Annotated in this window: 5 protein-coding genes, 1 pseudogene and 1 riboswitch; of the genes and pseudogenes, 4 read left to right on the top strand and 2 right to left on the bottom strand. The window is 65.7% G+C overall.

Going from position 1 to position 12,145, the window contains the following annotated elements; genetic code table 11:
- Positions 1-254: 254 nt before the first annotated feature.
- The 3 genes and pseudogenes from V2J18_RS17125 to V2J18_RS17115 form a co-directional block, all read left to right on the top strand.
- Positions 255-5,057 (top strand): RHS repeat-associated core domain-containing protein, encoded by a 4,803-nt coding sequence (locus V2J18_RS17125; protein WP_336132422.1) that lies wholly within the window; start codon positions 255-257, stop codon positions 5,055-5,057.
- 552 nt (positions 5,058-5,609) lie between these two features.
- A complete protein-coding gene (locus tag V2J18_RS17120) occupies positions 5,610-5,771 on the top strand; it encodes a hypothetical protein (RefSeq protein WP_336132421.1) in 162 nt (53 codons plus the stop codon).
- Positions 5,772-6,403: 632 nt separating this feature from the next.
- Positions 6,404-6,625 (top strand): annotated as a pseudogene (locus V2J18_RS17115) (XVIPCD domain-containing protein); the annotation flags it as partial.
- Between the two features lie 93 nt (positions 6,626-6,718).
- Here the strand turns inward: V2J18_RS17115 and V2J18_RS17110 are convergent.
- Together V2J18_RS17110 and ahcY are read right to left on the bottom strand one after the other, a co-directional pair.
- Positions 6,719-7,111 carry a DUF1801 domain-containing protein gene (locus V2J18_RS17110; protein WP_336132420.1) on the bottom strand — a complete coding sequence of 131 codons (393 nt, stop codon included), beginning with the start codon at positions 7,109-7,111 and terminating at the stop codon, positions 6,719-6,721.
- Positions 7,112-7,406: 295 nt separating this feature from the next.
- Positions 7,407-8,852, bottom strand: a complete 1,446-nt coding sequence (gene ahcY, locus V2J18_RS17105) for an adenosylhomocysteinase (protein WP_064747742.1) — start codon at positions 8,850-8,852, stop codon at positions 7,407-7,409.
- A gap of 72 nt (positions 8,853-8,924) precedes the next feature.
- Positions 8,925-9,002, bottom strand: a riboswitch (S-adenosyl-L-homocysteine riboswitch).
- Positions 9,003-9,294: 292 nt separating this feature from the next.
- Here ahcY and V2J18_RS17100 point away from each other — a divergent pair.
- Positions 9,295-11,805 carry a S9 family peptidase gene (locus V2J18_RS17100; protein ID WP_186442570.1) on the top strand — a complete coding sequence of 837 codons (2,511 nt, stop codon included), beginning with the start codon at positions 9,295-9,297 and terminating at the stop codon, positions 11,803-11,805.
- Positions 11,806-12,145 lie beyond the last annotated feature (340 nt).

The following is a 12,145-nucleotide window of genomic DNA, read 5'->3' as shown; positions in this document are numbered from 1 at the left end:
CGGAGCGGCTGGTTGCGCCGATGCGCAGACGATTGCCGACGCGTCGCTATGCAACCCATCAAGCAGTGTGACTGGTCTCCCGATTCGGACTGCCGTCGCCGATTCCAGTTGTAACCGCGTCGGAATCTAATGAATCATGACTTCGATCCCGCGTTCGATCGAATCCGATCGCTTGTGCGCGACGAGGCGAAGTCCTCGTACGGCCGGCTCGGACGCCGCGATGCGCGCGCATGCATTTCAATGGATGAAAACCGATGGCCGTCGTAGCCCAGCGTTCCGCAGCAGCCTTGTCGGCGCTGCTTCTCCTGTCGATCGCCGGCGCTGCCGACGCGCAAGTGCCCGAATACGAGTACCGCGCGTCGCGCTACATGCCCAATGGTGAGTCGCAGACCTTCAAGACGCTGGCCGAGGCCGAAGCCTATATCCGCACGGAGCCGGCGACACCGATAGGCAACGCGCTGCTGCAGAAGAACAAGGTGCAGTACAACGGCCAGTACGGCACGTTGTTCGACTATCGCGTTCCGGACAGCGCCTTCGCGCGCTACGTGGGCGACTTCTACGACGGCCACATGAGCGGAAACGCGACCGACTGCGATGGCCTGAAATGCGATACGGAAGAGGAAATGGTCGCTGCGAGCCTGCGTGCCTATCCGCTTTCCGGGAGCTACACGGCGACCCTGCGAGGCGCATATCTGTCGCCGCCGCACACCATGTGGGGCAGCAACGGCCAGACCGCGCATGTGGTCATGAATGCGATCCAGTACAGCGGCGGGTCGATACCCAATCAGCGCGAGGTGATTGCGACAGCGCCGGCTACCGGGCACCAGTACATCTATCGGGTGAACCGTGTCGACGTGTACGAGTGCCCGACGCTTTTCACCGCCACCGACAACAGCTTCGGCGAGCCGGGACGCGGCGTTTGGCCGGTCATCTGCCGTAACGGCGCGATGGGGCAGATCGTCAAGGTGGCCAAGCAATATGCGCCAAGCTGCGATGCATTGCCGCCGGACCTGATCCCCCGCGACGGCAATCCCTGCGCGGCGGATACCGGAAACAAGGAGTACCGCGAGAGCGATTTCGATTGGGAAGGGCGGAGCTTCCAGCGGGTCTACAATTCCATCGCAGAAGTGCCTTTGCTGTCCGGCATGAGCGACAGTTGGTCGCATCCGTTCTCGGATCGGCTGATGTTCGACAACGGCGGCTATCCGAACCTCTGGGTGCGCGCCGACGGCTACATCGAATCCACCAACTGGGTGGCCTCGGCCGGGATGTACCGGCCGTCGAGCAGCGCGAACATGAGCCTGCGGCAGGAGACCGATGCTGCGGTGATCGCGGCCAAGGGGGTATGGCAGCTCAGGCGACCGAGCGGCGAAAGCCTTTGGTTCGGCGCCGACGGCCGTCTGCGTCGGATCGAAGAAGGCGCCCGGACTTTCAGCTTGAGCTATTGCGGCGGCAGCGTGCTGGGAACCGAGCAATGCCCGAATGCCAACTACGTGGCGAGCGTCGCCTCGTCGAGCGGGCGCAGCCTGAAGTTCGAATACACGCGTGTGGCGATCCCGGTCGGGGCCAGCGGCACCCGTTACGAAATGCGCATGAAGCGTGTCCTGGCCGACGGTCAGCTGTTGCTGGAGTATGAGTACGACGCCGCAGCCCGTCTGACCCGCGTTCGCCACGGCGGTCCTTCGGGGGCCGGGCGGCAGTATCTGTATGCCGAGGCCGATCTGCTGTGCCGCGACCATCTGGGCAACGCCATCGCCAATTGCAACCCGGCCCATTACGCGAACAACCTGACCGGCGTGATCGACGAACAAGGCGTGCGTGTCGCGCGCTACACCTACGACGACAAGAACCGCGTTACCAGCAGCGAGCATGCCGGCGGGGCGGGCCGCGTCACTTTGAACTATACGTCCGCCTCCAACGTCGAAGTGACGCTGCCTGCGGGCGCGAAAAAGACCTATACCTTCGACAGCGCGCCCTTCAAGCGTCCGCTGCAGGCCGTCATCACGAGCGTCGACGGCGGCTCTCGCACGGTTTCGGCGGGTTATGCCAACGACCGGGTCGCGCATTCGGTCTCCGGCTCGGGAGCCCGCTCGGAGTTCTCCAGCAGCAACGGTCTGTATGCGACGTCGGCGATCGAAGGCCTGACCACGGGCGGTTCGGCTACGCCGCAGACCCGTACCACGCAAACGGATTGGAACGCCGCCGTCGGCTTGCCCGCCGAACGGCGCGTCTACGATGCGGGCAACGCTCTGGTCGGCAAGCAGGCCTGGACCTACAACGCGCGCCGACAGGTCGTCACGGCATCTTCGATCGACCCGGCTACCTCCGTCGCCCGCGTCACGACGCTGACCTATTGCGAGTCGGCCGACGTGGCGGCGGGGACATGTCCGGTCGCCGGCCTGCTCAAGTCGGTCGACGGCCCGCGCAGCGACGTGGCCGATGTCGCCCGCTACACCTACTACGCCAGCGACGATCCGGCCTGCGCGAGCGCGCCGGCGACCTGCGCCTACCGCAAGGGCGACCTGTGGAGGGTCGCCGACGCGCTCGGCCACGTCACCGAGTACCTGCGCTACGACGCCAGCGGCCGCCTGCTGTCGAGCAAGGACGCCAACGGCGTGGTCACCGACCTGGAGTACTACCCGCGCGGCTGGCTCAAGGCCAGCAAGGTCCGCGGTACGAACGCGGCGTCCGAAGCCGACGACGTGATCACCCGCTACGAGTACGACCTGATCGGCCAGGTCAAGAAGGTGATCCAGCCCGACGGCGCCTTCGTCCGCTACGACTACGACGCGGCGCACCGCTTGAGCGACGTCTACGACAACGCCGGCAACCGCATCCACTACACCGTCGATGTCGCCGGCAACCGCACCCAGGAAGACACCCGCGACGCCAACGGCGTGCTCAAGCGCACCCTGTCGCGGATCTACAACCAGCTCGGCCAGCTCAAGACCGCCAAGACCGCGGACGGCCATCCGACCGCGTTCACCTACGACGCGGCCGGCAACGCCGACCTGACCACCGACGCGCTGAACCGCAAGACCGATAACGACTACGACCCGCTGAACCGCCTGGCCAAGACCCTGCAGGACGTCGGCGGCATCAACGCCAAGATCGAGTACCAGTACGACGCGCTCGACCGCCTGACCCAGGTCAACGACCCGAAGGGCCTGAACACGACCTACGGCTACAACGGCTTCGGCGACCAGGTCCAGCTGTCGAGCCCGGATACCGGCATCACCACCCGCACCTTCAATGCCGCCGGCCAGGTGGCGACCAAGCAGGACGCCAACGACGCCAACCCGCATACCTACACCTACGACGCGCTGGGCCGGCCGAAGACGGTGTCCTACGGCAGCGGCGCGAACGACGTCGAGTACGACTACGACACGGTCAACGCGGCCTGCGCCACCGGCGAAACCTTCGCCGTCGGCCGGGTCACCGCGATGCGCACCGAAGGCACCGAGCTGAAGTACTGCTACGACCGCTTCGGTCGGGTGGTGCGCAAGATCCAGTCGGTGGACGCCCAGTCCTTCACCCTGCGCTACGCCTACACCCCGGCCGGCGAACTGAGCGCGTTGACCTACCCGGACGGCGCAGTCGCCGACTACGTGCGCGACGCCCAGGGCCGCATCGTCGAGATCGGCGTCACCCCGGCCGGCGGCGTGCGCAGCGTGCTGCTGAACAACGTCGGCTACCTGCCGTTCGGCCCGGCCACCGGCTGGACCTACGGCAACGGCCGCAGCCTGAGCCGGACCTACGACCTGGACTACCGCGCCAAGACCGTCTTCGACCCGGCCGCCGGCGGCCTGTCGCTGGCCTACGGCTACAACGAAGCCGGCGAACTGACCGAACTCAAAGACGGCCTGCAGAGCGCGTTCCTGGCCAAGTACGACTACGACGCCCTTGGGCGGCTGAAGATCACCCGCGACGGCCCCACCGGCACGCCGCTGGAGACCTACGGTTACGACGCCACCGGCAACCGCACCAGCCTGCTACGTGCGGGCACGACGACGACCTACAGCTACCCGGCCACCAGCCACCGCCTGAGCGACGTGGGCGGCATCGCCCGCGGCTACGACGCGGTCGGCAACACCACCAGTATCGGTGGTGCGGCGAAGGAGTTCGTTTACAACGCCAACGACCGGATGAGTCAGGTCAAGTTGGGTGGGGTGGTCGCGCGTAGCTACCGCTATAACGCTATCGGCGAACGCGTCGCAGCGACTAACGGCGCCAGCGGTCCTGTCGCGATATACACCCTGTACGACGAAGCTGGCAATTGGATCGGCGACTACGAAGCCAGCGGTGCGGCCAAGCAGCAAGCGGTGTGGTTAGGTGGCTCGCCGGTCGGTGTCCTAGTTGGCGCCGACACCGTGCAGAAGCTGCACTACGTCCAACCCGACCACCTAGGCGGCCCGCGGTCGGTCATTGATGCGAACCGAAACGTTGCCATCTGGTCGTGGAACGCCAAGAGCGAAGTCTTCGGCAGCGACAACCCGAATCAAGATCCGGATCAGGACGGCGTCGCATTCGTGTTCGACTTGCGATTTCCTGGGCAACGGTTCGATGTGGCTACGGGGCTGAACTACAACTACTTCCGGGACTACGATGCCGGGATCGGTCGGTATGTGCAGAGCGATCCGATTGGCCTTGAGGCGGGCATGTCAACCTATGGCTATGTTGAGGGGAGGCCACTGGCTCTTGTAGATCTATTTGGCCTAGCTAATTCGGGTCAAACTGTAAAAATCCAAGGCGGAAATCCAACAACCGTCCGAATTGATCCTCCTCACGTTACTGGACAGCAGGAGCATGCGCATGTTTGCGAGAAGGGTTGCAAAGAAATCGTGGTGAATAGAGATGGTACCGGTAGTCACGGCACCGATCCGTCGAAGCTAAAGCGACGCGTCAAGGACTATCTGAGAAAGCACGGTTTTAAGCTCGTTATATGCCCGCCGTTTTTCTACGATGTGCTTATGCAAATATTGGCGAGAGACTGCGCAAATGGAGACGGGGCTTCCTGTAAATTGTTCCAAGATTTGGGGGGGGCAGGTTATAGATGATCCTCCAGTAGCGTTGCTGAATGATGGTGGGCTGTTAGATGGCGTAAGCGCTGTTGTCGTTGCATAACAAAGGAGGAGGGGATGGAATTTTTTGGTCGACTGTCTGTGGGGGCTAGAGAGCCTGTCAGGCTCCATGAAGTTACTGTCGTTCTAGATCGAGATGAGGTTGCTCGATTGATTGAATTTCTAGGCGAAGTTGGTCGCGAAATGAGAGCGAACTCGGAATGGGAACATGCTCATTTGAATGACTTCTTGGCGAATAATGAATCTGGAGGGCTTGTCATTTTTTCTAAGACGGCCCTGCCGAAGGTGGGCTGATGTCCTCTCGGCTTGTTGTTTAAGCGGGTTGTTAGAATCGCGTCCACACATCAAGCCGAACTTCCCCATCGCATCCCCCGTCCGCGCATCCACCCGCCCGGACCCGCCCAGGCTCTGCAAAACCGGGTTAGAGCTACTTCTATGCGTGGACGGCTACTCTGGCTTTCGAACGCTTCGACTCGGGCGAGGCCGAAGCCCCGTCGTCAGCTCTGGGGATACTGATTTGGAGAATGAGTGGTGATCGTCAAGCTCGGAGATATCTACGAAGACGTGTTCTTCCATCCGTGCTTATGCCTGGGCGTCGATGAGGCCGGCTTTGTTTGGGGAGTCTCTCTGATCGACGGCAGCCACCCTCGAACGACGGATCTGCATAGGAGCGGAAAATTCGCCGCCTGACGACCGAGCAGGCGTGGGAGTGGAAGACGAAAGGTCCGGAGCGTATTGCGGCGGAATGGAATGCGGAGCATCCCGCAGCGCAGTAAGGCATGACCTCAACTTGACGCGGCAATCGCGTCCGATGCTTTTCTGGCATGCTCCGTTAGCTCGCGCTCAAACGGACGATCCTCAGCTTCGATCAGAACCGGACCCGAGCATCAAACCGAACTCCCCCCGTCGCATCCCCCGTTCGCGAATCCACCCGCCCAAACCCGCCCAGGCTCCACGACACGCCGTCCTGGTCGAAGCGCAGGCCGGTGCCGCCGTTGACGCTCTGCAATCCGTCGTGGCCGAAGTTGAGGCTGGCCTGGGGTAGGCGTTGAAGGCGCCGTTGACTTCGTGGGTCAGCGTCGCGTTGACGTTGGTGTCGCGCGGGCCGTGGAGGGTGAGTTGGTGTTCAGTAGATACCTACGAACCTAAGTCCCCAGCCGTTTGAACTCTACTGGAGCAACTCCCCCCATTGGAGTTACGCGGGTATTTGGGATGAAACAGCATGTTGGGTGTTTCGGTTGGTACAGGCGCGTTGCAAGGGATGAGGTTCGACAGCGCTGGCGTGTTCGCTGAGTTCTCTGGTCGGAATTTGCTTCGGGTAAGACAACCGCGAGACATATCTGGGGCGCGAGGTGTCGCTGTCGGCCAATGCCCTGACCCGGGTGGACCATGTGGCGATGGGCCACAACGGCCATGTCTTCGCGGTCGAGGGTCGGCTGGACGACCCGGCCAGCAAGCGCGTCTGCGTGTCCGCCGAGCAAGCGCTGAACACCCCGGTCGAGCAATCCGACCAGAAGCTCGCCGCGGCCAACCAGGCCATCGCGTAGGAACAGGAGCGCGAACGCGCGCTCGCGCAGAGCCAGCAGCGCAGCGGGCCGAGCCTGGGTTGAGCGGGCGGATCAGCGAGCGTCGCTGCGTCAGCCGTCGCCTGAAATAGCAGTCGGGTCGCCGACGCTGCGATTGAGTTCGATCGCCGCCTTGACCAACTTCTTGACCTGCGCCGATGCGATCTTGTCGCCTTCCCGCAGCTCCATCGTCGCCAGTTCGTACTTGCCGCCGGGCTTGAGCCTCGGTTCCAGTTCGACCAGGCGCTTGCCGCGCCAGAAACCGAACAACACGCGTTGTTCCTCGGCGCGGATCAGCAGCACGGGGCCGTTGCTGAAATAGACCAGGTGACCCCATTTGATCCGCTCGTCGAGCGTGCCGGCGGCCAGGGTGGCGCGGCGTAGGCTTTCGACCAGGGGGCGGTGCCAGCCGTCCAGCGCGGCGACGTAGGCGTCGGGGGAGGCGGCAGGAACGGACTTCTTCATGAGCAGCCTCGCCGGCGATGCCCGGAGCGGGCAGGTCGATTCTGGGCGCCGGGATCGGGCCGATCAAGGCGGAGGCGGGGGATGCACGCCTTCGTGGCGGGCGTCTCGCGCGCGGATGCGGGGCCGCGGTTTGCGTCATTCCTGCCGCGAAGCTTTCGCTACTGCACAGCATGCCCGCTTGCTGGCTGCTGCTTTTTCCTGAAGTAGGGGGCGGCGGTTGCTTTGCGGCGCACAGAAAACGGGCGCCCGAAGGCGCCCGTTTTCGTCTGCAGCAACCGCCCGCAGGCGGCGTCGATCAGTAGCGGTAATGATCCGGCTTGTACGGACCTTCCACCGACACGCCGAGGTAGGCGGCCTGCTCGTCGGTCAGTTTGGTCAGCTTCACGCCGATCTTTTCCAGGTGCAGGCGCGCGACTTCCTCGTCGAGCTTCTTCGGCAGGATGTAGACCTTCGGCTCGTAGGTATCCTTGTTCGCCCACAGGTCGATCTGGGCCAGGGTCTGGTTCGAGAACGAGTTCGACATCACGAAGCTCGGGTGGCCGGTGGCGCAGCCGAGGTTGACCAGGCGGCCTTCGGCCAGCAGGAAGATGCTGTTGCCGTTGGCGAAGGTGTACTTGTCGACCTGCGGCTTGATGTTCAGGCGCTTGGCGCCGGAGGCGTTGAGCGCGTCGACCTGGATTTCGTTGTCGAAGTGGCCGATGTTGCAGACGATGGCCTGATCCTTCATGCCCTGCATGTGGGCCAGGGTCAGCACGTCCTTGTTGCCGGTGGTGGTGACGTAGATATCGCCGCGGCCGAGGGTGCTCTCGACGGTGTTGACCTCGAAGCCTTCCATCGCCGCCTGCAGGGCGTTGATCGGGTCGATCTCGGTGACCACGACGCGGGCGCCGTAGGCGCGCAGCGAGTGGGCCGAGCCCTTGCCGACGTCGCCGTAGCCGCACACCACCGCGACCTTGCCGGCCAGCATCACGTCCATCGCGCGCTTGAGGCCGTCGGCCAGCGATTCGCGGCAGCCGTACAGGTTGTCGAACTTGGACTTGGTGACCGAGTCGTTGACGTTGATCGCCGGGACCAGCAGCTTGCCGGCTTCGGCCAGCTGGTACAGGCGGTGCACGCCGGTGGTGGTCTCTTCCGAGACGCCCTTCCAGTCGCGCACGACGGTGTGCCAGAAGCCCGGGCGCTCGGCATGGACGCGCTTGAGCAGGTTCTTGATCACCTGTTCTTCGTGGTTGCCCGACGGCGTGTCGACCCAGGTGTCGCCGTTCTCGAGCTCATAGCCCTTGTGGATCAGCAGGGTCACGTCGCCGCCGTCGTCGACCACCAATTCCGGGCCGAGGTACTTGTCGGTGCCGTTGCCCGGGAAGGTCAGCGCGGCCAGGGTGCAGTCCCAGTATTCCTCCAGGGTCTCGCCCTTCCAGGCGAACACCGGGGTGCCGCTGGCAGCGATCGCCGCGGCGGCGTGGTCCTGGGTCGAGAAGATGTTGCACGAGGCCCAGCGCACGTCGGCGCCGAGGTCGCGCAGGGTCTCGATCAGGACCGCGGTCTGGATGGTCATGTGCAGCGAGCCGGTTACGCGCACGCCCTTGAGCGACTGCGCGGCGGCGTACTTCTTGCGGATCGACATCAGGCCCGGCATTTCGTGCTCGGCGATGTCCAGCTCCTTGCGGCCCCAGTCGGCCAGGGAGATGTCGGCGACCTTGTAGTCGCCTTCGGTCGAGAAGGTCTTCGGTACTGCGTTCATTGAGGGTGCTCCAGTTCTTTGGGGAGCCGGCGGATGCCGGGTCCGGCGAGCCACCGCGGGTTGCGGCGGTGCTCAAACCGGGCGCCGTTGGGACCGAGGCCTCGCCGAGCCTGGCCGTGGACGTTCACGGTCGCAGCGCCCCTCGGCGGGCTGAGCGACCATTATATCGCGGCCTCCCCGAGCTCCGCATCGCAGCGTGGCGTGAGTCTGAACGCGTACGGGACGGCGGCGGCCGTGGCGCGCCCCGCGGTGACGGGCGCGAACCAGACCGAATGGCATAGGCCCGCCGCGGCCCACGGCGGCTAAGCTGGGGGCGGGGGAGCGCGCGCTAGCAGCATGCAGGCGGCCGTCGGCGACGACGGCCAGGGCTCCTACGCACTTTCATTCAGGGAACCTTTCGCCGATGAGACCTCTTGCGCGACGTTGCGACCGACGTCCCTCCATGCTCCGCCTGCCGCGGACTTTGCTGCTGTCGGCCTTGCTGCTGGTACTGCCGCTGAGCGCAGCGGCGCAGACCGCGACCGCCGCCGGCTACCAACTGCCGCCCAAGCCGCTGCAGGCCATCGTCGATGCGCCGCGTCCGCCGCAGTTGAGCTTGAGCCCGCGCCGCGACTGGATGGCGGTGGTGCAGACGCCCTCGCTGCCGGGGATCGAGGTGGTGGCGCAGACCGAGCTCAAGCTCGCCGGCCTGCGCCTGCACCCGCGCGTGCGCGCGCAGAGCCGCTTCAGCTTCGGCAGCGATCTGAGCCTGCTGCGGATCGAGGGCGGCAAGCCGCACAAGATCGAAGGCCTGCCGTCGCCGCTGTCGCTGGCGACGCTGGAATGGTCGCCGGACCAGCGCTGGCTCGCGTTCAACCGCGTCGACGCCGGCAGCGGCGCCAACGAACTGTGGTTGGTCGACGTCGACGCGCGCCGTGCGCACCGGATCGCGGCAGGACTCAACACGGTCGCAGGACGCGGCTACGCCTGGATGCCCGACAGCCGCCGCCTGCTGGTGCAGTTGCGTGCGGAAGGCGAGGGCGAAGCGCCGGCCGGCGATGCGGTACCGGCCGGCCCGGCGGTGCAGGAAACCGAAGCCAGCGCGACCGTGCGCCAGATCCGCACCTTCCAGGACCTGTTGCGCAACGAAAGCGATGCGCGCCAGTTCGAGTACTACCTGCGTTCGCAACTGGCGATGGTCGATCTGACCGGTGCGGCCGCGCGGCTCGGGGCGCCGGCGCTGTACACCGGCGCGCGGCCCTCGCCGGACGGCAAGCACCTGCTGGTCACCAAGATCGAGCGGCCGTTCTCCTACCAGGTGCCGGCAAGCATGTTCCCGCAGCGCATCGAGGTGCTGGGCGCGGACGGCAAGTTCGAACACGAAGTGGCGCGCCTGCCGTTGATCGACGGCCTGCCGACCGGCAACGACGCCGTGCCCACCGGCGTGCGCAACGTCGACTGGCGCAGCGACGCGCCGGCGACCCTGGTCTGGGCCGAGGCCCAGGACGGCGGCGACCCCAACCGCGCGGCCGAGATCCGCGATGCGGTGCTGACCCAGGCCGCGCCGTTCGACGCTCCGCCGCAAACCTTGATGCGCCTGCAGTCGCGCTTCGCACGCGCGCGCTGGGGCCGCGGCGATCTGGCGCTGATCGACGAGTTCTGGTGGAAGACCCGCCAGACCAAGCGCTGGCGCGTGGCTCCCGACGAGGGCGGGCGCGAGCCGGAACTGCTGTACAGCGGCCTCAGCGAAGACCGCTACAACGACCCGGGCGACCCCTTGATGCAGCGCGACGCCGCCGGTCGCGAGCGCCTGCAGGTGTCCGCCGACGGCGGCAGCCTGTTCCTGGCCGGCGAGGGCGCATCGCCGGAAGGCGACCGTCCCTTCCTCGACCGTTACGAGCTGGCCGGCAAGGCCAAGACCCGGCTGTTCCACTCGCAGGCGCCGCATTACGAAGCGCCGTACGCGCTGCTCGACGATGCCGGACAGCGACTGCTGACCCTGCGCGAGTCGCCGACCGAGCCGGCCAATCTGTTCCTGCGCGAGCTGTCGCGCGCCGATGCCGCGCCGGCGCCGCTGACCCGCTTCCCGCACCCGACCCCGCAGCTGAAGGACATCAAGAAGGAGCAGATCCGCTACAAGCGCAAGGACGGGGTCGAGCTGACCGCCAACCTCTATCTGCCGCCGGGCTACGACCCCAAGCGCGACGGTCCGTTGCCGATGCTGATGTACGCCTATCCGGGCGAGTTCAAGTCGGCCGCGGCCGCCAGTCAGGTCACCGGTTCGCCGTACCGCTTCAACCTGGTCAGCTTCTGGGGACCGCTGCCGTACCTGGCGATGGGGTATGCGGTGCTCGACGATCCTTCGATGCCGATCGTCGGGGAGGGCGAGCGCGAGCCCAACGACACCTACATCGAGCAGCTCACCGCCAGCGCCGAAGCGGCGGTCGACGAGGTGGTGCGTCGCGGCGTCGCCGACCGCGAGCGGATTGCGGTCAGCGGCCATTCCTATGGCGCGTTCATGACCGCCAACCTGCTCGCGCATACCCGCCTGTTCAAGGCCGGCATCGCCCGCAGCGGCGCCTACAACCGCACCCTGACCCCGTTCGGTTTCCAGGCCGAGGAGCGCAACTACTGGCAGGCGCAGTCGACCTATCAGGCGATGTCGCCGTTCAACTACGCCGACAAGATCAAGGACCCGTTGCTGCTGATCCACGGCGAGCAGGACAACAACTCCGGCACCTTCCCGATCCAGAGCGAACGCCTGTTCGCGGCGATGAAGGGCCTGGGCGGCAAGGCGCGGCTGGTCATGCTGCCGAACGAGAGTCACGGCTACCGCGCCCGCGAGTCGATCCTGCACATGCTGGCCGAGACCAACCGCTGGCTGGAGCTGTACGTCAAGAACGCCAAGGCGCAGGGCGGCAAGGCCGGCGACCCGGGCAAGTCGGCGGTGGCCCAGCCGGCGGCGTCGAAATAGGCGTCGACTCGTCGCGACGCCGTGCGGAGCATGCCGCACGGCCGAGGCCGAACGAGCGGTGTGAAGAAACGGAGCGCCAGGCGCTCCGTTTTTTTCGCGCGCCCGGCACAGGGTCCGGTCTGCCGTCGCGCGGCGATGCCGTCCGCGAAAAACGGAGTGGAGATGGTGGCGCAAGCGCCAATCCGCGCCGTGCCGTGCGGGCCATTCGCGTCGGCTCAATCGCGTCGATCGCGCCGGGTGCGGCACGGGTTTGGCGCGGATGCGCGCGTTCTTGTCCCGACGCCGCGATCGGCGCCGAAGCGCGGTCCGCGCACAACGCGCGGCTGAGGCGGGGGAGCAG

Origin of the sequence: Lysobacter firmicutimachus, from assembly GCF_037027445.1 — a bacterium.
GTDB classification, from domain to species: Bacteria; Pseudomonadota; Gammaproteobacteria; order Xanthomonadales; family Xanthomonadaceae; genus Lysobacter; species Lysobacter firmicutimachus.
This window is presented reverse-complemented; position numbering and strand designations above follow the sequence as displayed.

Bases quoted from the DNA above. Each gene is read 5' to 3' on its own strand.
- V2J18_RS17125 (WP_336132422.1), top strand. From the start codon at position 255: ATGGCCGTCGTAGCCCAGCGTTCCGCAGCAGCCTTGTCGGCGCTGCTT.
- V2J18_RS17110 (WP_336132420.1), bottom strand. From the start codon at position 7,111: ATGAAGAAGTCCGTTCCTGCCGCCTCCCCCGACGCCTACGTCGCCGCG.
- ahcY (WP_064747742.1), bottom strand. From the start codon at position 8,852: ATGAACGCAGTACCGAAGACCTTCTCGACCGAAGGCGACTACAAGGTC.
- V2J18_RS17100 (WP_186442570.1), top strand. From the start codon at position 9,295: ATGCTCCGCCTGCCGCGGACTTTGCTGCTGTCGGCCTTGCTGCTGGTA.